A 21,594-nucleotide genomic window follows, 5' to 3' on the forward strand; every position below is an offset into this window, starting at 1 on the left:
GCGGTGATGTCGAACCACTATCACCTGGTGGTGCGGCTGGATTCGGATCGGGCGGCGGCGTGGAGCGAAGGCGAGGTAATGGAGCGCTGGGAGCGGCTGTTCTCCTTGCCGGTGCTGGTAGCCCGCTATCGGGCGGGGCAGACCAAGACGGTGGCAGAGCGCGAGCGGGCGCAGCTACAGATTGCCGAGTGGCGGGACCGACTGCAGGACCTGTCGTGGTTCATGCGCAGCCTGAACGAACATCTGGCGCGGCGGGCGAATGCAGAGGATGGCTGCAAGGGCCGCTTCTGGGAAGGCCGCTACAAGAGCCAGGCGCTGCTGGACGACGCGGCCGTGCTGACCTGCATGAGCTACGTGGATCTGAACCCGGTGCGCGCCGGGATGGCGGATGCGCCCGAGGCCTCCGATTTCACCTCGATCCAGCAGCGCATCCGGGCACTGGCCCGGGAGGGCCAGGGTCATGAAGGGCCGGCGTGTGAAGGCGACGAGCCTCGCCTGACCGTATTGGGGCGGGAAGGCGACGATCCACATGGCAATGCGGTGGCCTTTACTACGGAGGACTATCTGGAACTGGTGGACTGGACCGGTCGCGCGATCCGCGAGGACAAGCGGGGGGCCATCCCGGAATCCATTCCGCCGATCCTGGAACGTCTAGGGATCGATCCAGTGCATTTCCTGCGGCATGTCGGAAGGGGACAGAGATCGCACCATGTAGCGGCCCTGGGGCACGTGGAGCGTTTTCGCGAGGCGGTGAAGCAGCTCGGCCGTCGCAGCATCAAGGGTGTGGGGATATCGGTTCGGATGTTTCTGGCGCCGGCCGGTTGTCGTTGAACCAGCCCGGTTTCAGGGGACCGAAGAAAGGGACCGAAGAAAGGGACAGCCATGATTTCTTGCGACAGACGATGGAGACAGCCTGGATTGATGCGATGTGGCTTCGTGGGTCGGTGCGCCCATAGCGCCGGCGCCCGGGGGCACCGACGCATTGGGCTAGAACAGGCCGCAGGCGGGGCCGGTGCGTGCCGAGCGGACGTTGCGGATGTCCGGGTGGGCTCGCAGGTCATCCACCATCTGGCTGTACAGGCCGTCCGGGACGTCGCGTGCGAAGGTGATATCGACGGTGCCGTTGCGGCGCATGTTGTAGGCGGTGAAGGCGTCCGCCTCGTAATCGAACAGGATCTGGGCGAGCGCATCTTCGGAAGCGAGTGCTTCCGGTGTGTTCGGCTGGGAGGTGGATGCGCAGCCGCTAACGGCGAGCGGAAGCGAGATCAGGAACAGCAGGGCAAGGGTGAAGCGGATGTTCATGGCGGTGTCTCCTTGCTGGGAGCGACAGGAATGCTCCCCCAGACCATGGCGTTCGGTGCCCACTGACTCGCAGCGGCAGGCCCACGGGCTTTTTACAAGCATATGTTAAAACCAGAAGAAAACAAGGGTAGGGGGTTGGGGCATGCGACTTGGGGCCGCGCGAATGGAACCCGCTGTGGTCCGCCTTTGGCGTCATCTGGCACTTGGTTCGGGTGTCCACTCGTTCGCATAGCGGGGCAGGGTCTTGCGGAAGACCTTACAGGAACCGGATTCCAGTTCGCCGCGGTTGCACAGGTTGTTGATTCGAGTGAATCCGATGGCATCCATTAGGAGTGCGGATTCGAGCGTAGAACGATCTGATTTGGCCCAGGCCTGAAGTAATTGAACACCGCTTTCATCGAACTCCCAGTGGCGAGCGATGGCAACAGAGACGTTGCGTGTCAGTCCCTCGAACTCGTCGATGAAGCCTCGGGAGAGGGTGGATGCGCTGAGTGTTTGTAGTTCCCGCAGAAGAACCATGAGTCCGCTGCTATGTGCCAGGGCGGATAGATAGAGTGCGAATCCTTCGCACCCTCCGCCTAAATGCTGGGCACCGATTTTGACATTCATGGCCGTTTGCAGCGTTTCTGGCCAGATTTTCTGGATCCCCGCTGGGCTCAGACGATTGTCCCTTTCGAACTGGGCTATGGGGCTTACGATGGCCGCTGCGACTGCTTCCCTCATGCGCTGATTGCCGAGGATCGTAACGGCCTGTTCGATGCTCAAAATCTCAGACCGGGTTGGGCGTACGGACGGGCTATTGACGACCTTGAGCATGTTTCCGGCCAGAACCGGATCGCTTTCCAGCATTTTCGCGATCTCTTTTGACCGGTATTGCTCGGGGTCGCGCAGCGTGGCCATGAGCCGGGGTGCGATTCGGGGAAGCCGCGGCACTTTGGCACTGAATGAGGTGGCATTCTCCATAAGCCGGTCGCGGAGGCCACGCAGCCAGGCTCGTTCTTCCGGGGAGGGCTCGTCCCAGGAATCGAGCCCTATTTCGAATAGGCCCGCACAGTAGCGCGAGGAGAGCTCTCGTTCCGAGAGAAGCTGCTCCATGCCGTCGTGTTCTTGTTCCCGAGGGCTGTTGGCGAACTCTTTGTTGGATGGAGGCGGGTCGCTGGGTGGCAGATGTTTGTTGTCGCCCACGCGACTGAACCATCGGCGAAGGCGAGAGAGCATCATGGCGGATAGCCGTCCTCGAGTACGGTATATGGCTAGTGGCAGCCGGCGCTGGCTGGCAGCCGCGAGCCCCAGACTGGCGTGTACGGGATAGACCTCAGGTTACTTTCTGGCACAGACCCGATTGAGCGTTTGGCGGCACGAGCGTGAGGCCGACGTTAGGGAGTCACATGGTTTGTGCGTTCGGTGAGTCAGTCCCCGCGATGTGTCATATTCCGGAACGCAAACACAGCGCTGGCGATGATCACCGCGATGGCGAGGCCGTAGTAGAGCGTTTCCAGTGATGCGCCAACCTCCACTGCCTGCTCCAGAAAAAGCACCACCAGGATCACGATCGCGACCTGAATGATCGTGACTTTGAGGTCGTGGAAATGCCGGATCTCCAACACGGAGAGCAAGCTGCTTTTGCTGCCGGAATCCGGCTTGATGAACAGCCGAAACAGGCCAACCGCGATGATCTGGAAAGTCACAGCGATGAGCAGCATGTCGAGGACCTTCAGGAACCTCACCGCCAGGCTCTTGCCCTCATCGACCGAGCTGGGTACCTGCTGGACAAAATCGACCACGATATTGAACACGATGTATACGTTGGCGGCATACAGCAGGAGAGCCGCGATGGTGCTGACCACGACCGTCACCAGTACCAGCAGCCGGCTGGTGGTGAACATTCTTTCGATCATTCGTGCATGACTCCATGGCGGGTAGTGGCGATCCGGAGAATGGAATATGAGGCGGACCGGCGGATATTGATCTATCGAGTGTGGGCCAGCTGGTTCCGGACGATGCTGCCGCCCTTCATGATCAGGTCCAGGTGGTCGGCGGGTGCATCCAGCCAGTCCAGGCCGGCTGCCGGGTCGGCATCGACCACGAGCAGGTCGGCCAGGGCCCCTTCGGCGATGACGCCGAGGCGGCCGGGGTAGGGGGCGCGGTCGCCGGACAGGGCGAGCAGTTGGCCGGCCGCGCCGGTGGCCATGTGCAGGGCCTCCAGCGGGGACATGAAGCGGGTCAGCTTGGCGAGCTGGCGGCCCTGGCTGGCGGCGCCCTCGGGGCTGAACAGGATGTCGGTGCCGAAGGCCATGGGCACGCCGTACTGGCGGCCCAGTTCGAAGGCGCGCTCGGTGCCCGCGCTCACCTGGAGCTGCTTGGCCCGGGAGACGGGGTCCGTCTTCGGGTTGGCGTCCTCGTCGTCCAGGAAGGGCTGGATGCTCCACCACACGTTGGCATCCGCCATCATGCGCACCGTCTCCTCGTCGGCGAGCTGGCCGTGCTCGATGGAGCGCACCCCGGCGCGGATCGCGCGCTGGATGCCCTGCGGCGTGTAGACATGGGCGCATACGTAGGTGCCCCAGTCGGCGGCGGCGCGCACGGCGGCACGCATCTCCTCTTCCAGGTACTGGGCGGTATCCAGTGGGTCGTACAGGCTGGAGACGCCGCCCCCGGCCATGATCTTGATCTGGCTGGCGCCTTGCATCAGCTGTTCCCGGGTGCGGCGCAGCACCTCGTCCACGCCATCGGCGATCGCAGCGACACCGCTGCTCTCGATGTAATTCGGCGGGGTGCTCGGCATGCGTGGCAACTCGTGGCGCTGGCGAAAATCGCCGTGCCCGGAGGTCTGGGAGATCATCGCGCCGCAGGGGAAGATGCGCGGGCCGGCCACCGCGCCGCGGTCGATGGCCATCTTCAGGCCGAAGGCCGGGCCGCCGAGATCGCGCACGGTGGTGAAGCCGCGCATCAGGGTCGCGCCGGCCTCGCGCCCGGCCATCAGGTGCAGGAAGCCGATGTCCGCGGTCATGGCGGTCATCTGGCTGACCCCGACCAGCGTGCTGTGCCAGTGAGCGTCGATCAGGCCCGGGATGACCGCGCGCCCGCCGCAGTCGATTATGCGTGCGGCGGTCGGGCCCTCGCCGCGCCGGGGCAGCGCGGCGATGCGGCCGTCCTCGATCAGGATGTCCACGTCCTCGCGCATCTCGAGGGTCTCGCCGTCGAACAGTCGCAGGTGTGTGAGCAGCAGCGGCTGCCCGGGCTCGCCGGCCTTGAGCTCGCGCGGGGCGAGGCCGAAGCCCGCGAACATGCCCAGCACGGCGGCGGCACCGCCGAGGAACTGGCGCCGGTTCAGGTCGGCCTCGATGCGCCGGAGGGCTGCCTGGGTATGGGCCGCGCCACAGTGGCAGGGGTTGATGCCGGCGTTTGCGCCGTGCGGTGCACAACAGGCCATGCCCATGACGGTGTGGCTCCTGGTTAACGCACGCGACATCGGGATGCGGCGCCGCGTGGTTCGGGACGCGCCCCGACGCCCGTGCGGGTGCCGGAATCCCGGCCGCTGCCGATCGCGAGCGATAGCCGGGGCTATGCTTGCAGCATACCCAAGATCTGGCGCGCGTCTACTGGCCTGACCGGGGCGCTGGCGAAAAGATGAAAAGATAAGGACACCCATGATCTTCCCAGGCCAAGCCTGCTCGAAGTGCGGCAGCGCCATGGTGAAGCGCAAGGCCCGTCGGGGCTCCAATATGGGGCAGGAGTTCTGGGGGTGCACGCAGTATCCCGGCTGCCGCGGGACGAAGGCAGTCCAGTAGGCGGTGACCGGGCGAGACGATGCCCCTGTCGAAGGTCAGTTGTCCCGCCGAGCCAACAGGTTGGTTACGGCACGGATGAGCTGCCACTGGCCCACCAGGCCCACGCCTCGCGCATCGATGTGGGAGAAGCCTTCGATCAGATGCAGGTCGGTCTCGCCGACTGCATGGGCGAGGCGCTCGCTTTCGGTGTGGGGAATCATGTTGTCGTCGCGGCCGTGGATCAGGAGCGCCCCGCTGGAAAGGTGCGCGAGGTCCCGGTGGGCCAGGGATAGCATGTCGATGGCCTCCTGTGCGCTTTCAGGTAGGTCTTCGAGGAGCGCTGGCACGCGTTCCTGGTCATCGTTCCGGATTAACGCCAATAGGCTTCGCCCCTCTTCGCCGAGACCGGCGGCCAGTTTGTCGATCGGGGCCTCGGGATCGTGCATGCGCCGCCAGGCAATTTCGTCGAGGATCTCGCGGTCTGCGGGGGCATTAAGCATGTGCAGATTGCCGCGCAGGAATAGCCACTTCGCCAGTGGATCGGGAGTCCTGGTCATCCAGCGGTCTGACCCAGGTTCCTGGAAGGCCCCGGTCGTGGCGAAGGTGATGACGTTCTTCGTGTCGTAGTAGCCGCCGACCCCGACCAGGAAGTCGATGCTGGCTTCTCCCTGTGGCGTTAGCGTCGCGAGCGCGGCCAGGCCCACGGCGTAAGAGATTGCCGCGACCCCGACGTCCTGGTGATCCGGGGCGCGCTCTGCCTCCAGGCGGGACAACAGAGCAGCGGCATCCGCGATGGCGGCGGCATCCTGGGTGCGGATCCTCAGGGCTTTCGTGCCCTCCAGATCGGGGACCAGCACCAGGAAGCGTGCCCGGGCCAGTGTATTGGCGAGTTGTACTAGGCGGGGGTCGTCCTTGCCCTCTGGCGTAAAGCCCGGCACAAGGACAATACGGGCGCCGACATCCTGCCGGGGATGGTAGAGGTCGGCTTCGATGGCCCCTTCGCTCGTCGTGACTGCAAGCGTTTCGCGCGCGGGTTCCGGGGTGCGGTCCTTCAGCGCGCTCGGTCCGTCACCGGCCTCGATGTCCTGGAGCACCCGCATGGCCTCCCAGTTTTGCACTCCGATGTAGCTGGCAAGAATCACAAGGCCCAGCAACACGGCAGCGATGCGAAGCACTAGTCCTGACCTTCTGGGGGTTCTGGTTCACTCATTTGGAAGACGACTCGGTTCCACCCGGCGTTTTTGGCTTGATACAAAGCGGCATCGGCTTGACGGATGAGGGCGTCCGGATCAAACCGGCGACCGGCTGAAGGGGCCATGCCAAGCCATTGGAAGGGGCTTGCACGTTGAGGCTCGAAACTGGTGGACAGAAGGGGTGGAGTGCACTTCATTTTCAACGTGTTATGTCGCACAGCATGGCAACGGACCCGAATCAGGTTTGGCTTCCATGCAGTCTGCCATTAACGGAACATCGAATGTCCCGTCTGCCACGCGCAGACACTGAAGGCAAGATGAAGTAGGAAGGTGGATCCCGACGCGCAGGCGAGTAGATTTCGGTGTGCAGCCCAGTACAATCCGGAGCTTGAGTGTTGTAGTCCTGACTAGCCCGCGAAGGAGACCAATGTTTCGTATCCGGGAAAGTCAGGATCGGCGAGATGCGGCTGATTCACGCCATGGGTCCGGTCCCTCCGGATGCCTGACAGGAAAGGGAGCGCCCATCATCTGTCCTGCTAACCGTAATCTTCCCTCTGCGGGATCTGCTGGTGAGTGCGTCCCTGCGCGACGCGGCGCGCTTCGGCTGTTCATCGCGCTTTGGGTGGGTGCCGCTTTCGGCATCACAGGTCTGTCGAAGGCGGATGATGAAGCGGTATTCGTGGTCGCCCATCCAGGCGTGTCGACCCAGACCCTGACCCGCGACACGACCCGGGCCTTGTTTGGCATGCGCCAGCGCAGCTGGCCGGACGGCGAGATCGCGCGCGTGTTCGTGCTGGGGGACAACGACCCCGTACATGTGCGCTTTGCGAAGGAAGAGCTCGGGGTCTTCCCCCATCAATTACGCCTTGCGTGGGACCGAGCGGTATTTTCCGGCACCGGCCAGGCACCCCGTCGAGTGGGATCTCTGTCGGAGATGCATGAGCGTGTGGGCACCACGCCCGGCGCGATTGGCTACCTCACAAAGGAGTACCTGGATGAGCGTATCCAAGTCATCGAGATGGAATAAGGTGCGGCCTGCCCTGGGCGGGACCCTGTTACTGATTGCGTCATCGGCAGCCGGCCCGGCGATGGCCGACGAGGGTGCGCTGGGGACCTTGCAGTTGCACGGGTTTCTCAGTCAGGGCTGGGTGACGACGGACTACAACAACTTTTTCGGATCCAGCAGCGACGGCAGCGGCAGCTTCGACTTCACGGAGCTTGGGGTTAACGCCTCCCTGCGGCCCCGTGAAGACTTGCTGCTCTCGGCGCAAGTGCTCAGCCGGCGTGCCGGGGAGATCGGGGATGATGGCCGGCCGAAACTGGATCATGGTTTGATCGATTACCAGGCGCTATCCGGGCCCGAGCGAACGGTGGGTGTGCAGCTAGGGCGAGTGAAGAATCCTTTCGGCCTCTACAATCAAACCCGCGATATGCCCTTTACCCGGCCGGGCATCCTTCTGCCTCAATCCATCTATTTCGATCGTGCCCGTTCGCTGGCGCTGGCCTCCGACGGTGGCAAGGCCTATTTCGAGGAGCGGATAGGCGATGCCGGGCTCCTGCGCGGCGAGGTCGGTTTCGGACGGCCTCAGGCCGATGACGATCTACAGGGGGCGCTGCGACTGGATAACGTCCCGGGTTCTATCGAGCCGCGTAACTCGACGATCGCGCAGCTGCTCTACGAGCACGATGGTGGCCGTGTGGTCGCTGGGTTGAGTGCTGCTCAGGTCAAGGCACGCTTTGAGCGCGATGGTGGGCCCGACGGGCAGTTTGCATTCGAGCCCTGGATTCTTTCCCTCCAGTACAACCAGCCCTTGTGGAGCCTGACCGGTGAATATGCGCTGCGTCATTCCAGCATGGAGGGACTAAGCGACCTCGGGGCCGATTTCGATATCACCGGGGAGAGTTGGTATCTGCAGTACTCGCGTCGCTTCAGTGATGACTGGGAATGGTTGATTCGTTACGACAGCCTGGTGGTCGATCGCAGTGACCGTTCCGGACGTGGCTTTGCAGCCGCTACTGGCCTGCCGGCACATGCGCGCTACGCCGAAGACTGGACCGTTGGCTTGCGCTGGCATCCGCACCCGCAGGTCATGCTGGGGGCGGAGTATCACCACATCGAAGGTACGGGCTGGTTGCCATCCGGTGACAATCCCGACCCATCCGAGACCCGGAAGCGCTGGAACATGCTGATGTTGCAGCTCTCCCTGCGTTTTTGAAACCGGCCGGAACGCAATAGAACGGGCACCTGGGGATGACGAAGCCACACACATCGCATTCGCGCATCCGGGTGGGACTCACGGGGCGGCTTATTGTGCTGACCAGTCTGGTGCTGGTCGGTCTGGTAGCGCTGATTACCACGCTGGGCCATGACATCCTGGAAAGCCAGTTCCAGCAGGAGCGCGAGGACAGTCACGCCCGTGAGCAACGCGAGATGCGGCTGGCGCTGGAACGTGCCGAGGACAGCCTGCAGCAATTGGCAGCCGTGGTGGCGGCGGCGCCGGGCTTGTCCCGTGCGCTCGAGCAGCGAGACAACATACTGGCCGATCAGGTGTTGGCGACCCAATGGCCCACGTTGGAACTGGACGCCGGAGTGGCGCAGGTCCGGATCTATCTCGAATCGGGGCGTCTGCTCTCCAGCCGAGGTGACGACGACAGCCTGACGCCCGGGCTCGTCGAAGATTGGCTGGATCGGGTCCGCGACACAGAGCGGCCTCACAGCGATCTGCGCTGTGCAGCCGACTGTCTTATCCACAGTCTGGTACCGGTGCTGGTGGATGGGGAAATGGCGGGGACTGTGCTGGTTTCCCGGTCTCTGGCCGATCTCACCCAACAGGTCCGTAACGTGTCCGGCAGTGAGGTTGCCCTGTTATTGCGCAGCGCAGGGCAGCCCGAAACGGGGGATATGCTCCGTCAGGTGCCGGAATGGGGCGGGCATCTCCTGGCGATCACCCGGATCGAACAGACGTTGCCGACCCTGCGCGCCATGGCCGAGGAGGTGGCGTGGTCCTCGCTGTCTCGGGATCCAGTGACGTTCAAGGATGGATCGCGGGTTCTGGAGGTCCAGGCGCTCCCGCTTGCGGGCCATGGCGGCACGGATACCGATGTTGAGGGGTACTTGCTGTCCCTCTCGGATATCTCCTCTCAGGTCGCTGCCATCCGGGAGCACACCCGTAACCTGTTCCTCGCCGGGATGACCGGTTGGGTGATCGCGGAGGTCATCGTGTTGCTGATCGTCTGGCCACCGATGCGGCGCCTGTATCGACTGGCTGAGGTGCTGCCGGGGCTGGCCAGCGGTGGCTTCGCGCGAACCCGGGAGGTGATTCCGGAACCGCGCCGGCGGTTTCAGGACGAGATTGATGAACTGGAGACCACGACCCTGGATCTGGCCGATCAGCTGGAGACCCTGGAGGGCACGGTGCAGAACCGGGATCAGCAGCTGGCGGCGCAGATCCAGGCACTGGCGCGCGAGCGCGATTTCATCGGTAGCCTTCTGGACACGGCACGGGTGTTTATCATCAGCCAGGATTCGGACGGGCGGATCACCCTGGTCAATGAATACACGACGACCGTGCTGGAGCATTCCGAGGAGGACTTGATCGGCCGGACGTTTGACGAGGTCCTGCCCATCGGATCTGCCGTCCTGGATGGAGATATCCAGCAGGGGGAGGAAGAACGTTCGTTGCGCACGCCCGGTGGTGAGGAACGGGTGGTCGTTTGGTACCACGCGCCGCTTCCCGGGGATGAGCCGGGCCGGATCTCCGTGGGGCTGGACATCAGCGAACGCAAGGCCGCCGAGGCTCGACTGACCTGGCTGGCCCAGCGCGATCCGCTCACCGAACTCTACAATCGCCGCTACTTCCATGAGGCGCTGGATCAGGCCCTGGCCAAGGGTGCCCATGGCGCCGTCCTGTTGATGGACCTGGATCAGTTCCGGGATGTGAACGAGCTACGGGGCTACCACGCCGGGGACGAGTTGCTGCGCCGAGTGGGCCATACCCTGTACGAGTATCTGGGATACCGCGGCGTAATCGCGCGCCTGGGCGGTGACGAGTTCGCCCTGTTGCTGGAGGGCGCGAGCGACGATCAGGCCATGTACGTGGCGCAGTATGTGGTGAAGCTGCTGGAGGATGTGGATCTCGCCATCGGTGAGCAGCGCCATCGAGTGTCGGCCAGCATCGGTATTGCCCGTTTCCCGGAGCACGGCGCTACGCCCGCTGACCTGATGGCAAGCGCCGATGTGGCGATGTATCAGGCGAAAGAGGGAGGGCCTCAACGCTGGCACATGCTGCACGCGGTGGAAGACGTCAGGGATGAACTGGAGCAGCGGGTCTACTGGGTGGACCAGTTGCACAAGGCCCTGAAGACCAACACTTTTGAGCTGATGGTTCAGCCCATTGTGCGCCTGAGTGACCGCAGCGTGCGTCACTATGAGGTGCTGCTGCGCATGCACGGTGGTGAAGGCGAGTTACTGATGCCGGGACGTTTTATCCCCTTTGCCGAGCGCAGTGGTCAGATCGTGCAGCTGGATCGTTGGGTGCTGCGCGCGGCGCTGCAGTTGTTGGGCAGGATTCAGGACGAAGACATCAGTCTGGCCGTGAACCTCTCCGGGCAGTCATTGCATGACGACTACCTTACGGATTACCTGGCCGAGGAGTTGCGCGCCAGTGGTGCCAACCCACGGCAACTCATCCTGGAAGTGACCGAGACCGCAGCCGTCAGCGACTTTTCCACGGCACGGGGTGTGCTGACCGGCATACGCGCGCTTGGATGCCGCGCGGCACTGGATGACTTTGGGGTGGGGTTCAGCAGTTTCCACTACCTGGGCCAGCTGCCAGTGGACTACATCAAGATCGACGGAAGCTTTACTCGTAGACTCGTGGATGACCATGAAAGTCGGGTCATTGTCCGGGCGATCGCAGATCTTGCGGTTGGCCTTGGCAAGGAGGCGATCGCTGAATTCGTTGATCAGGAGGCGATTATTCCCATTTTGCAGGACTACCGGGTTGCCCTTGGACAGGGCTACCACCTGGGCCAGCCGGTGCCCGCGTCGGAAGTGTTCGGAGACCTCTGAAGACGAGCACCGAGTCAACACCATAAAGAGGACACGCACTATGAGTTCTGCGGATGCAGGTGTGTGTCGTTGGAGGGGGATGCGGGATCTCGCGAACAGTCGAAAATGCAAGGATGTGCTGGCGGAGCGGTCGGGCGCGGGCGCGTTCTGGCCTGGACGCGGCCGCTCGGTTCGACGCGTCGCGCCCCGGGTCGCCGCCGGTGTGGTAGTCACGTTGCTCGTGATCAGTGGTTGCACGCCGTCGGGGGAGGAAGAGCATCCGTCCGGGTACGGCGAGGCGTCCGTGCAGGCGCCGCTCGACATCCGTGAGGCGTCTGTTCGGACGGCGGAGGGTGCCACGCTCCTTGGCATTGAAGACCTGCCCGGCCATATCCAGGTGGACGCGCAGAACGCCTTCGGTGCGACAACGCGATTCCGGGAGGCCAGGGCATCCCCGGACGATGCCTGGGTAGCGGTGGTCACCAGCGGTGCGGCCCACAGCGCCGGCTGGCTGGTGCGGGCGGACAGCGGCGCGGCGAGCCCGGCGGCGTTTCAGTACGGGGGCCGCGTCACGATCGGGCCCTGGAGCGACGATGGGCGCCATGTGGTGTTCGCGCAGGAAGGACCTGCAGGGAACCGTACCCTGACGGTCGTGGATCGCGAATCGCTGGGCGATTCGGTGGAAGCGAATGCGATCCCAGTGCGTGTTGAGCACCACGGGGAGCTGGATCCGGAGGCGCAACGCTACGAGGCGCTGGGCTGGGTGGAGGGAACTCTTCGGTTCCGCCTCGGCGACGAACCATGGGTGTTTGATCCGGCCTCGGGGGCGGTGGAAGCGGGGTAGTGCCAGGCCGAATGGACAGGTTGCCTCGAGCTCTGGTTACTCGCCGCGGGCCGGCAGGGAGGCGTAGTAGGCCGCGAGTGCCGCCATTTCTTCCTCTTCCAGTTCGCTCACGATGCCCTGCATCAAGCCGGCAAGGGACGTCTCGCGCGCGCCGTGGACATAGGCCTGGAGCTGTGCCATCAGATAGCGGGGCGGGTGGCCGGCCAGCGGCGGCAGGCTGGGGTTCCGTTCGCGTCCTTCGTCCCCATGGCAGGAGGCGCCGGACTGGACGTTGCGTTCCGGCAATCCTGCAAGGGCAATCTCGCGCCCTCGTTCCGCCAGATCGCCCGGCACGTCATGCGGGCCGCCCGCCGGTTCCATCTCCGCGTAGTGCCGGCTGATCGCTTCGATCTCTTCGTCGTTCAGGTGCTGGGCGATCCGCGCCATGGTGGCGTTCGGGCGCAGGCCGTCCAGGTAGGCCTCCATCTGCTCCACCAGGTATTGCTCCGGCAGCCCCGCCAGGCGCGGGAACGGCGGCTGCGACTGGCCCTGACCCTGTTCGCCATGGCACTGGATGCAGGCGGTCGCCCCGCGGTCGTTGCCTTCCTGGGCAATGCGTGCACCGAGGTCCTCGTCCCCGCTGGCACTGGCCGTCGGCAGACCCAACGATGCCGCGGTCAGTGCGAGCCAGGCGACTGCGCCGAGGGGTTGGTGGAGGCGTGCCACGCGCATGGCATTGGCGTTGTTCAGGCCGTGTCGGTGCGTACGCCCGGGTGGGCATGGCGGTGGTAGTTCGCGCGATCCGGGATGACGTTGCGGATGCCGCCGCGAGGGTCTTCGACGTCGCCCGCGTAGCGCGGCAGCAGGATCACGTGCAGGTGGTCGATGCTGCGCCCGGCCATGCGGCCGTCGTTGTTGCCGACGGTATAGGCATCGGGCGGATTGCCCAGGAAGGGCAGGTCCAGGACGTTGTCGATGTGGTCCTTGGGGCGCTCGCGCAGGTCTTCGCGGACGCGCATGTTGCGGTACAGCTTTTCCAGGTCCGTGGCTTCGATGACCCGGCGCACGCCGTGAAGCGCGTCGAAGTAGTCCGCCTGTTCGGTGTCGTCGAGGTCGAACAGGGAGACCACGTGGCGCCGGGGAATGACGAGTGCGTGCCCGGGGTTGACCGGATTGGTGTCGAACAGGGCGACGAACGAGCGGTTCTCGTAGATCAGCGGGTCGGCCAGGCCGGCGGATACCCGGCAGAAGTAGCAGTTCGGGGTGGCTGGTTGGGCACTGGTCATGGGAAGGCCTGCGAGTAGGGGCTTGCGTCAGTTGGAAAGTGGCGGATTTTACGCGACTTCCACGCTTGCGTGCCCGCGTCCCTGTATGCGGCGAATCGGATACGCGGTGTGGCCGCGGGACGAATCGGGCCCAGTCGTGCGCGAGCAACGCTCTTTGTGAACGGTAATGTCGGCGCAGGTTCCGAAAACCCTGATGGCTGCATGGCTTGACGGCCGGGATCGCACCACGTAAGTTCCCTAGCATTGTAAGGGGTTTTTGCGGTCCGGTCACTGAGTGATCTCCCGGCCGACCCACCATCCCCCGATACGTTTGTCGAGGCTGTACGCCCGCGCCAGCGGCCGCCGCGCGCCTCGACGACCGGTCGCGCGCAGGCACGACCGGGCTGCACAAACCGGATGTCCGGGCCTGACCCGGGCGGTGGCGTCGCGCCTGGCGCGTTCTTCTTGAACGTCGCGGGTGCCCGCTGCGCCGGAGGATCTTGTGTCACGACGTATCGAAGGGGGAGCTCATGTCCATGCCACTTTCCGGCCTCGTGTTTGCGCTGCTGTGCGGCGTTGTCGCGCTGGTCTACGGTCTGTTGTCCATCCGCTGGGTGCTTTCGCGATCGGAGGGTACCGACGAGATGCGGCGGATCGCACGCGCGATTCAGGAAGGCGCCTCGGCCTACATGAAGCGGCAGTACACGACCATTGCAGTGGTCGGGGTGGTGCTGTTCGTAGGGCTGTGGCTGGTGATCGGCATCGGCTCCGCGGTCGGGTTTCTGATCGGTGCCGTGCTTTCCGGGGCCGCCGGATTCATTGGTATGCATGTGGCGGTGCGCGCCAATGTGCGCACGGCCGCGGCCGCGAAGTCGAGCCTGGAGGCGGCGATGGATGTGGCCTTCCGTGGGGGCGCGGTGACCGGCCTGCTGGTGGTCGGGCTCGGGCTGCTGGGCGTGGCGGGCTATTTCGCCGTGCTCTGGTGGCTGACACCGGAGGGGGGCGATGTGGGACTTTCGCCCCTGGTCGGGCTGGCCCTGGGCGGTTCGCTGATCTCCATCTTTGCCCGTGTGGGTGGTGGCATCTTCACCAAGGGCGCGGATGTCGGGGCGGACCTGGTGGGCAAGGTCGAGGCCGGTATTCCGGAGGATGACCCGCGGAACCCGGCGGTGATCGCCGACAACGTGGGCGACAACGTGGGCGACTGCGCCGGGATGGCCGCGGACCTGTTCGAGACCTATGCAGTGACCATCATCGCGACGATGATCCTGGGCACGCTGCTGATTCCCGAGCTGGGGCTGATGGCCGCGGTGTATCCGCTGGTGCTGGGCGGCGGCGCGATCCTGGCCTCGATCGTCGGTACCTTCGTGGTTAAGGCGCGCGAGGGTTCCGAGATTATCCGGGGGCTCTACAAGGGGCTAATCGTCTCGGGGGGGCTGGCTGCCGTGGCATTCCTGCCCATTACCCTGGTGCTGGTTCCGGATACCGCGCTGGCCAACAACATGGGCATCGAGAGCGGGGCCGCGCTGCGCCTGTACGGGGCGGCACTGGTGGGGCTGGTCCTGACCGGCGTCATTATGGTGGCGACGGACTACTACACCTCCACGGTCTTCCGGCCGGTTCGCCATCTGGCCGAGGCCTCCACGACCGGTCACGCGACCAACATCATCGCCGGGCTGGCGCTGTCGATGAAGGCGACCGCCGCGCCGGTGCTGGCGGTGTGCGCCGCCATCCTGGTGGCCTATGCCTTTGGCGGGCTCTACGGCATCGCGATCGCCGCGACCACGATGCTGTCGATGACCGGGATCATCGTGGCGATGGATGCCTACGGTCCGATCACGGACAACGCCGGTGGCATCGCGGAGATGGCCGACTTGCCCTCCGAGGTTCGGGATACCACCGATGCGCTGGATTCGGTGGGCAACACCACGAAGGCCGTGACCAAGGGCTATGCCATCGGCTCGGCGGGCCTGGCGGCACTGGTGCTGTTTGCCGACTACACCCACGAGCTGGTGCATTACACCGGGGGTGGGCACAACTTCGAGCTGAGCAATCCGAACGTGATCGTGGGCCTGTTTATCGGCGGCCTGATCCCGTACCTGTTTGCGTCGATGACCATGGAGTCGGTCGGCCGCGCGGCCTCCGGCATCGTGAACGAGGTGCGGCGCCAGTTCCGCGAGATCAGCGGGATCATGGAGGGCACCACGAAGCCGGACTACACTCGAGCCGTGGATATGCTCACCAGCGCGGCCATCCGCGAAATGATCGTGCCCTCGCTGCTGCCGGTGCTGGTCCCCGTTCTGGTCGGCGTGTTCCTGGGTACCGAGGCCCTCGGGGGGCTGCTGATCGGGACGATCGTGACCGGGCTGTTCGTGGCGATCTCGCAGACCGCGGGCGGCGGCGCCTGGGACAACGCGAAGAAGTACATCGAGGACGGGCATCACGGGGGCAAGGGGTCGGAAGCGCACCATGCCGCAGTGACCGGCGACACGGTCGGTGACCCCTACAAGGACACCTCGGGGCCCGCGATCAACCCGCTCATCAAGGTGCTGAACATCATGGCGCTGCTGCTCGTGCCCGTTCTGTAGGGCCCCGAACCGGAAGGAGAATCGACATGCCGAGAATCCGCGTACAAATGGCCCCGGATCTGGAGTTCAACATGGAACTCGACGTCGAGGGCGTCGACTGTGACAGCCGCGACTGGGACGTCCAGCAGCACAAGGCCGAGATCTATGCCGAGTTCGAGCGGCGGCTGAAGGCGGCCTTCCCCGAGGGGGTGAAGATCCACACCTTCGAGTACGGCCTGGCCTGCAAGCCAGGCTGACCCGGCGGGAGGACACGCAGACGTGCGTGTCCTCCCGCTGCGCTGCGCAAGCGTCAACCACGGGGCGGGCTGTTGCGAGCACCGCGCCGCCGCGAGCGTGCGCATTCATCAGTCTAGGGAGACGCTGATTGAATCGCACGTCCGCGCTCGAGTCGCTTTTGCGTGCGAACAAGGTGCGGTGACTGCCGTGCAGTCATTCTGCACAAGGGAACCGCAACGCTGTGCGCGCGCCCGTTTTTGATCAACAACGGGCGGCCGAGCCCCTGCTTTCTATGGCTTGTGCGGTTGGTGCCCCCCCGATTCTGAATGAATATGGCCCGATCCTGCGTTGTGCCCCGAATCCAGCAGAAACGGGCGGGTAGAACCACTACCCGCTGCACGACGCGCCTTGTCTCGGAACGCTTTGTCTCGAAAAACTGGGGGGCACCAACGCGGACGTGCGATTCAATCAGCGTCTCCCTAGCGCATGGTGAGGGATTCCACTCGGTTGCGGCCGGCGCGCTTGGCGCGGTAGAGCCCTTCGTCTGCGTGGCCCACCAGGGCTCGAGGCTCCACCGGCCAGCGGGTGTGCACGCTGCATACGCCGATACTGACGGTCACGCGACCTTCGGCGCTTTCCGGATGCGCCAGGTTGAGGGCGTATACCGCTTTGCGGATGTGCTCGGCGACCTGCAGCCCGCCTTCAGGGTCGGTATCGGCCAGGATGCAGGCAAACTCCTCGCCGCCGTAGCGCGCGACCAGGTCCGATGGCCGGTTAAGGATGGAGCGCATGACGTCGGCCACCGCGCGCAGGCAGTCATCCCCGGCCTGGTGCCCTAAGGCGTCGTTGTAGGGTTTGAAATGATCGAGGTCGATCATCAGCAGCGACAGGGAGCGCTCGCGCCGGGCCGCGCATTCGCGCTCCAGCTGGCTGTCGAACTCGCGCCGGTTGGCCAGGCCGGTGAGCCCGTCCACGCGTGCCTGGCGGGCGAGTTCCAGCTCGACCTGTTTGCGCGCCAGGGTGCCCGCGATCATGTCGGCTACGAGCCGCAGTACGGTGATCTGGTCCTCGGTCCAGCAATAGGGCGCATCGACTGCGTCGAATCCCAGGATGCCGAAGGCCTTCTGGTCACTGACCAGGGGGATCAGCAGCAGGGAGCGGATCTGCTCGCGGCGGAATTCTTTCTGCTCCGTACTTGCCTCGGGTGGGAGGCCGTCGATGTCCGGCACGTGCACCACTTGCCGCGCGAGGACCTGTGACGTGACCCAGTTATGCGCCTTGAGCGGAATACCCTGGAGGTTGTCGCGGTGGGCCTGCACGCCGTCCGCGCACCACTCGTCGACTAGGCTCATCTGCCCGGCGGGGAGATCGAAGCGGAATACGTAGGCGCGCCCGAGCCCGAAGAACACGCCCAGGCGCTCCAGGCTTTCCTCGACGACGCGGTCGACGTCCTCGGCGGCGATGTTGATCAGGGCGGCGGAGATCTCCGCGATCAGGCCCTGCAGGCGATACTGCCGGTCGTGGGAATCCTCCAGCCGCCGGCGGTCGGTGATGTCGTAGGCGACGGCGCTGGATCCGAGCAGCGTCCCCTGCGGGTCGAACAGCTGTTCAGAGTGCCACGACAGGATCCGGTCGTCCCCGGCGCGGGTACGGATGGTGGTCTCGAAGCCCTGAAGTGCGTCGCCCTGCTGAATGATCTGGCGGGTGCGTGTTAACAAGGCCTCGCGGTAGTAGGGGTCGGGATACAGCCATTCCCAGACCCGGGTGTGCCCGAGGACCTCTTCGCGGGTATAGCCGCTGATGCGCTCGGCGGCGCGGTTCCAGAAGGTGATGCGCCCCTCCACATCCAGCGAATTGATCCAGACCGCGGCGTTGTCGACGATCAGCGCGTTGAGCTGATTCTGATCCCTGAATGCCATCCATGCCCCCCAGAGCAGAAGAACGACCCTGACCCCAGAATGCCAGAATGCCCGGTCCGGGCAAGCATCCCGTGTGTGATGGTCCAGGCCCGGTGGGTGGATGACGCCGTGTACTCAAAAGGCCTCAGCGGGCCCGGTCGACGTTGAGCGCGCAGGTGAACGGGGGCGTCTCGTCCAGTGAGTGGGCGAGGGCATAGGCGGCGGAGGGCCGCATACCGGCGACGACCATTTCCACGCCGCAGATGGCGCAGATGGCATGAACGGCCTTGAGCCATTCGTAGTAGACGCGGTCGATTACGGGAACCTTGGTCAGATCGTAGATCAGGCGTCGGGCATCCCGGCCCTGAAGGAACGCGGCTAGCGGCTCCAGATAGGCGTTGGCATCTGTCGGGTCCAGACCGTCGCCCGGTTCCAGCAGCACAATCGCTCCGCCGATCGGAGTCAGGTGCATCCCCTGGACGCTTGCTTCGCTCATCGTGGCAGGCCCGTGATTACCTGGACGCCTGGTGCCGTTTGAGGCTCACTGGGAGGTGACGACGTGGACGTCGAGGATCTTGAACGCTTCCTTGAGGCCTTCCGCCAGGGTGGAGCGTGTGAGGACATCGCCGAGCTCGATGTTCAGGCTCGTCAAGGCCCGGGCAATCTCGGGGCGAATGCCGGTGAGGACCGCGCTGGCCCCCATCAGGCCCACCGCGCGGATCATCTGCACCAGATGGTGCGACACCTGGGAGTCGATGGCCAGTACGCCGGTTACGTCCATCACCACCACACGCGCGCGGTCCTGCTCGATGCGTTCCAGCAGTTTTTCCATCACGATCATGGTGCGGGACGAATCCAGTGTGCCAATAATCGGTAGCGTGAGGACCCCGTCCCAAATCTCTGTAATCGGGGTGGAAATTTCGCGGAGTTCCTCCTGCTGCGCCTGGATCGTGCTTTCTTTCTGCTCGAGGTAGACGCGATAGACATCCAGGATGATGTCGTTGAATACGCCCGCGAGGAGCAGCAGGGTCTCCTTGAGCTGCTGTGCGGAGAGCTGGCCGTCTTCGCCGAGCCCATCGATCATCACGTGCTGCATGAACTGGATATAGCGTACGAACTCCTCCATGTTCCCGCCGCGCACCTGGATCTGCTGCGACATGGTAGTGAAGAGCTGGCGCAGGGCCTTGAATTCGGCGCTGCGGCGGTCGACTTTCGAGCCGCTTTGCAGGAGCATCACGAACAGTTCGAGGAATTCGACGCTGTAGTCGTTGATCTCGTCCTTGGACAGGATGTTTCCCTGGACGAAGATGTTCTTGCCACGTTCCTCGATGACACCCGAGATCGTCCCGATATTGAGCATCAGCTGCTCGATCAGGATCTGGTCGGCGGTTTTGGACTTCGCGGGTTGTTTAGCCATGCGTTCCCCCCTTCGCGGGTGTGCTTCGGATCACGAGTAAGGATTTGTCGTCATTGCCCCGGCCAAGCACCTGCCCGAGCAGCAGCGCGATCAGCTGCGGGTGCAGGCGCCAGAGCGACGGAAAGCTGCCGAGGGTCCAGGTTCGCCGGATGCCGTCGGAGCAGGTCATGAGTAGCGCATGGGCCGGAAACGCCATCTCGGTTTCGTCGAAACTGCGGTGGGCATGGCCCAGGACGCCGGGGGAGAAGGTGACGTTGCGTTTCTCCCCATTGCAGATCAGGTAGGCATTCATGTCGCCCACCCCGCAAACGCGGGCTTGTACCTGGGCGGCGTCCACCTCGCCGGCAAGTGCGACGGCGCCGCGTCCGCCGCGCAGGCGCTTGCTGAGATCCCCCAATGTCTCCTGCAGGTCGCTCTCCAGCCTGGACGCCTGACAGCTTCCCGACACGGCGTCGTGGGCCTCGGCACCATGACCCAGACCGTCCATGTGCAGCCAGCGCAGGCGGCTGCCCGCCTGGTCCAGGTCCAGGCAGTCGCCGTTGTACGGTCCGTCCTGGTAGGCACGGAGGAACTGCCCGGCCTGGAAAGGTGCTGCCGCCTTCGGGGCCTGCGGATGAAAGCGGGCCCAGATGGCCGTGCCGTGCCAGGGGGCCTCGGGCGCCACACCATTGGGAATAGTGTAGAACTCGGATTCGTGGGCCAGTCTGCGGATCGCGCCCAGGCCCTTGCCCATTGTGCCCGACGTGGTGTAGCCATCCTCCAGCGCCGCTGGCAGATTCGGGATGCCCGGGCCGAAGTCCATCGCAAACAGGTCGACCGCAGGTGCCGGGCGGGTGGTTTCCCATATCTGCACCAGCCCGGCTCCCCCGGCGTACTTGACCTGATTGGTCACCATCTCCTTGCAGGCCAGTTCCATGTGCTCGCGTGCCGCTTCGGAGAACCCCATGCGGCGAGAGACGGCGCGCAGCTTTGAACGCAGCAGTACTTGGCCACTGCCGTCACTGGAGCCCTGCTCGGTAAGCAGTCGGATGGGCGGATCGTGGTCCGCAATGTCGCTCGCTATGTTCGGGACTCGACCGGCCATTAGGCTTTGCCGGCCGAGGCCACGCAGGCTTCGCCTCCGGCGAGAGAAACTCGACCACGGCCCTTGTGCTTGGCATCGTAGAGTGCGACATCCGCGCGGCCAATCAAGGTATCCAGGGTGTCCTCCTCGCGCAGTTGTGCCACACCAATGCTTACTTTGTTGTCCATGCCCGCGAGTACCCGGTCGGAAATGGCGCGCGCCGCGTGGGTGTCTCCCCAGACAACGATGGCGAACTCGTCACCGCCGATTCTGCACACCATATCGACATGCTCGCGAATGGACGCGCGCATCACGTCGGCCATGCGCTGCAGGTACTGGTCACCATGCTGGTGGCCGTGGGTATCGTTGATCTCCTTGAAGAAGTCGAGATCCAGCAGGATCAGGCACAAGGATTCACGTTGGCGACTGGCCCGGAGCACGGCCTCGCGCAGCCGGTTGTCGTAGGCGCCACGGTTGAGCAGGCCGGTGAGGCTGTCCGTCTCGGCCTTGCGTATGGAGGCCTGAAGCTCGTTTTTCTTGCGATCCAGGTCTGCCTCCAGTTCGGCCATCTCGTGCGCGGCCCGCTGACGCGCCTGTTCGAGCTCGGCGGCAAATTGCTCGTTGCGCCGGCGAAGGAGTTCGGGGTCGGCCGATTCACTGGCCTTGCGCAATGCTTCCGCCAGTTCGTGCACGTCCTTGCCCGCCGGGGAGGCCGGCAGCTGGGCAACCAGATGCTGCTCTTCGAGCCAGTCCCACTGTACTTTGTTGTTGTCTACGCGCAGGGAGGCTTCGAGGACACCGGAGGTTTCGATCGCGGCAGCGCGCAGTCGCTCCAGCAGGGGGGGTAACGCAACCGAGGCCGCGAACTCGCTTCCACCCAGGATACGCACGGCATCCACCGAGAAGCGGGCCAGCCGAAGCCGGTCCGGTTCCACCGATACCGAGAGCCTGAGCAAGGTTTCTCCCAAAATGCGATCGCCCTTTCCCTGTGTAAGCCTGCACGAGTCCG

At 64.5% G+C, this 21,594-nt stretch carries 19 protein-coding genes and 1 pseudogene; 8 read left to right on the forward strand and 12 right to left on the reverse strand.

Translation table 11 applies throughout. The annotated features are described in order from the left end of the window. Positions 1–831 (forward strand): hypothetical protein (locus F627_RS0110945; RefSeq protein WP_019584043.1); only part of this gene is annotated, 831 nt, incomplete at its 5' end. 156 nt (positions 832–987) lie between these two features. Here the strand turns inward: F627_RS0110945 and F627_RS0110950 are convergent. From F627_RS0110950 to F627_RS0110965, 4 genes are all read right to left on the reverse strand, one after another. After that, positions 988–1,302: a hypothetical protein gene (locus F627_RS0110950; RefSeq protein ID WP_017940341.1), complete on the reverse strand. Its 315-nt coding sequence runs from the start codon at positions 1,300–1,302 to the stop codon at positions 988–990. Between the two features lie 192 nt (positions 1,303–1,494). Next, positions 1,495–2,523: an HDOD domain-containing protein gene (locus F627_RS15730; RefSeq protein ID WP_231370151.1), complete on the reverse strand. Its 1,029-nt coding sequence runs from the start codon at positions 2,521–2,523 to the stop codon at positions 1,495–1,497. Between the two features lie 188 nt (positions 2,524–2,711). Beyond that, positions 2,712–3,188 (reverse strand): YqhA family protein, encoded by a 477-nt coding sequence (locus F627_RS0110960; RefSeq protein WP_019584045.1) that lies wholly within the window; start codon positions 3,186–3,188, stop codon positions 2,712–2,714. A gap of 83 nt (positions 3,189–3,271) precedes the next feature. After that, complete coding sequence (locus F627_RS0110965; protein WP_019584046.1) at positions 3,272–4,741, reverse strand: amidohydrolase family protein; 1,470 nt, start codon at positions 4,739–4,741, stop codon at positions 3,272–3,274. Positions 4,742–4,973: 232 nt separating this feature from the next. Here F627_RS0110965 and F627_RS16545 point away from each other — a divergent pair. Further along, positions 4,974–5,093, forward strand: a pseudogene (locus F627_RS16545) (topoisomerase DNA-binding C4 zinc finger domain-containing protein); the annotation flags it as partial. 35 nt (positions 5,094–5,128) lie between these two features. Here F627_RS16545 and F627_RS0110975 read toward each other — a convergent pair. Further along, complete coding sequence (locus tag F627_RS0110975) at positions 5,129–6,247, reverse strand: alpha/beta hydrolase (RefSeq protein ID WP_019584048.1); 1,119 nt, start codon at positions 6,245–6,247, stop codon at positions 5,129–5,131. Positions 6,248–6,692: 445 nt separating this feature from the next. On the opposite strand from F627_RS0110975, the gene F627_RS0110980 reads away from it, so the two are divergent. From F627_RS0110980 to F627_RS0110995, 4 genes are all read left to right on the forward strand, one after another. After that, positions 6,693–7,292 carry a hypothetical protein gene (locus tag F627_RS0110980; protein WP_231366594.1) on the forward strand — a complete coding sequence of 200 codons (600 nt, stop codon included), beginning with the start codon at positions 6,693–6,695 and terminating at the stop codon, positions 7,290–7,292. Between the two features lie 61 nt (positions 7,293–7,353). Continuing rightward, positions 7,354–8,481, forward strand: a complete 1,128-nt coding sequence (locus tag F627_RS0110985; RefSeq protein ID WP_018876330.1) for a hypothetical protein — start codon at positions 7,354–7,356, stop codon at positions 8,479–8,481. Between the two features lie 35 nt (positions 8,482–8,516). Continuing rightward, positions 8,517–11,336: an EAL domain-containing protein gene (locus tag F627_RS0110990; RefSeq protein WP_019584049.1), complete on the forward strand. Its 2,820-nt coding sequence runs from the start codon at positions 8,517–8,519 to the stop codon at positions 11,334–11,336. 79 nt (positions 11,337–11,415) lie between these two features. Next, positions 11,416–12,159, forward strand: coding sequence for a hypothetical protein (locus F627_RS0110995; protein ID WP_026332091.1), 744 nt, complete (start codon positions 11,416–11,418; stop codon positions 12,157–12,159). A 36-nt stretch (positions 12,160–12,195) separates the two neighbouring features. On the opposite strand, the gene F627_RS0111000 is transcribed toward F627_RS0110995, so the two are convergent. Continuing rightward, complete coding sequence (locus F627_RS0111000; RefSeq protein WP_019584051.1) at positions 12,196–12,870, reverse strand: cytochrome c; 675 nt, start codon at positions 12,868–12,870, stop codon at positions 12,196–12,198. 14 nt (positions 12,871–12,884) lie between these two features. Continuing rightward, positions 12,885–13,424: an HIT family protein gene (locus F627_RS0111005; protein WP_018866069.1), complete on the reverse strand. Its 540-nt coding sequence runs from the start codon at positions 13,422–13,424 to the stop codon at positions 12,885–12,887. Between the two features lie 509 nt (positions 13,425–13,933). Between F627_RS0111005 and F627_RS0111010 the strand changes: the two genes are divergently transcribed. After that, positions 13,934–15,991 carry a sodium-translocating pyrophosphatase gene (locus F627_RS0111010; protein WP_018876335.1) on the forward strand — a complete coding sequence of 686 codons (2,058 nt, stop codon included), beginning with the start codon at positions 13,934–13,936 and terminating at the stop codon, positions 15,989–15,991. Positions 15,992–16,038: 47 nt separating this feature from the next. Next, positions 16,039–16,227 (forward strand): hypothetical protein, encoded by a 189-nt coding sequence (locus F627_RS0111015; protein ID WP_018866071.1) that lies wholly within the window; start codon positions 16,039–16,041, stop codon positions 16,225–16,227. 459 nt (positions 16,228–16,686) lie between these two features. Here the strand turns inward: F627_RS0111015 and F627_RS0111020 are convergent, their stop codons facing one another. The 5 genes from F627_RS0111020 to F627_RS0111040 form a co-directional block, all read right to left on the reverse strand. Continuing rightward, positions 16,687–18,126: a diguanylate cyclase gene (locus F627_RS0111020; protein WP_019584052.1), complete on the reverse strand. Its 1,440-nt coding sequence runs from the start codon at positions 18,124–18,126 to the stop codon at positions 16,687–16,689. Between the two features lie 124 nt (positions 18,127–18,250). After that, positions 18,251–18,601: a hypothetical protein gene (locus tag F627_RS0111025; RefSeq protein WP_038036143.1), complete on the reverse strand. Its 351-nt coding sequence runs from the start codon at positions 18,599–18,601 to the stop codon at positions 18,251–18,253. Between the two features lie 45 nt (positions 18,602–18,646). After that, on the reverse strand, positions 18,647–19,522 hold the full coding sequence (locus F627_RS0111030) for an STAS domain-containing protein (protein ID WP_019584054.1): 876 nt from the start codon (positions 19,520–19,522) through the stop codon (positions 18,647–18,649). Continuing rightward, a complete protein-coding gene (locus F627_RS0111035) occupies positions 19,515–20,606 on the reverse strand; it encodes an ATP-binding protein (protein ID WP_019584055.1) in 1,092 nt (363 codons plus the stop codon). Before F627_RS0111035 ends, F627_RS0111030 begins: the two co-directional genes overlap by 8 nt. After that, complete coding sequence (locus tag F627_RS0111040; protein WP_019584056.1) at positions 20,606–21,520, reverse strand: GGDEF domain-containing protein; 915 nt, start codon at positions 21,518–21,520, stop codon at positions 20,606–20,608. Before F627_RS0111040 ends, F627_RS0111035 begins: the two co-directional genes overlap by 1 nt. Positions 21,521–21,594 lie beyond the last annotated feature (74 nt).

Source organism: Thioalkalivibrio sp. ALE16 (assembly GCF_000381305.1).
In the GTDB taxonomy this organism is placed as follows: Bacteria; Pseudomonadota; Gammaproteobacteria; order Ectothiorhodospirales; family Ectothiorhodospiraceae; genus Thioalkalivibrio.

What these genes read in the sequence shown, in the direction of transcription:
- F627_RS0110950 (WP_017940341.1), bottom strand. Translation starts at nt 1,302, where the DNA reads ATGAACATCCGCTTCACCCTTGCCCTGCTGTTCCTGATCTCGCTTCCG.
- F627_RS15730 (WP_231370151.1), bottom strand. Translation starts at nt 2,523, where the DNA reads ATGATGCTCTCTCGCCTTCGCCGATGGTTCAGTCGCGTGGGCGACAAC.
- F627_RS0110960 (WP_019584045.1), bottom strand. Translation starts at nt 3,188, where the DNA reads ATGTTCACCACCAGCCGGCTGCTGGTACTGGTGACGGTCGTGGTCAGC.
- F627_RS0110965 (WP_019584046.1), bottom strand. Translation starts at nt 4,741, where the DNA reads ATGGGCATGGCCTGTTGTGCACCGCACGGCGCAAACGCCGGCATCAAC.
- F627_RS0110980 (WP_231366594.1), top strand. Translation starts at nt 6,693, where the DNA reads ATGTTTCGTATCCGGGAAAGTCAGGATCGGCGAGATGCGGCTGATTCA.
- F627_RS0110985 (WP_018876330.1), top strand. Translation starts at nt 7,354, where the DNA reads ATGGCCGACGAGGGTGCGCTGGGGACCTTGCAGTTGCACGGGTTTCTC.
- F627_RS0110990 (WP_019584049.1), top strand. Translation starts at nt 8,517, where the DNA reads ATGACGAAGCCACACACATCGCATTCGCGCATCCGGGTGGGACTCACG.
- F627_RS0110995 (WP_026332091.1), top strand. Translation starts at nt 11,416, where the DNA reads ATGCGGGATCTCGCGAACAGTCGAAAATGCAAGGATGTGCTGGCGGAG.
- F627_RS0111000 (WP_019584051.1), bottom strand. Translation starts at nt 12,870, where the DNA reads ATGCGCGTGGCACGCCTCCACCAACCCCTCGGCGCAGTCGCCTGGCTC.
- F627_RS0111005 (WP_018866069.1), bottom strand. Translation starts at nt 13,424, where the DNA reads ATGACCAGTGCCCAACCAGCCACCCCGAACTGCTACTTCTGCCGGGTA.
- F627_RS0111010 (WP_018876335.1), top strand. Translation starts at nt 13,934, where the DNA reads ATGTCCATGCCACTTTCCGGCCTCGTGTTTGCGCTGCTGTGCGGCGTT.
- F627_RS0111015 (WP_018866071.1), top strand. Translation starts at nt 16,039, where the DNA reads ATGGCCCCGGATCTGGAGTTCAACATGGAACTCGACGTCGAGGGCGTC.
- F627_RS0111020 (WP_019584052.1), bottom strand. Translation starts at nt 18,126, where the DNA reads ATGGCATTCAGGGATCAGAATCAGCTCAACGCGCTGATCGTCGACAAC.
- F627_RS0111025 (WP_038036143.1), bottom strand. Translation starts at nt 18,601, where the DNA reads ATGAGCGAAGCAAGCGTCCAGGGGATGCACCTGACTCCGATCGGCGGA.
- F627_RS0111030 (WP_019584054.1), bottom strand. Translation starts at nt 19,522, where the DNA reads ATGGCTAAACAACCCGCGAAGTCCAAAACCGCCGACCAGATCCTGATC.
- F627_RS0111035 (WP_019584055.1), bottom strand. Translation starts at nt 20,606, where the DNA reads ATGGCCGGTCGAGTCCCGAACATAGCGAGCGACATTGCGGACCACGAT.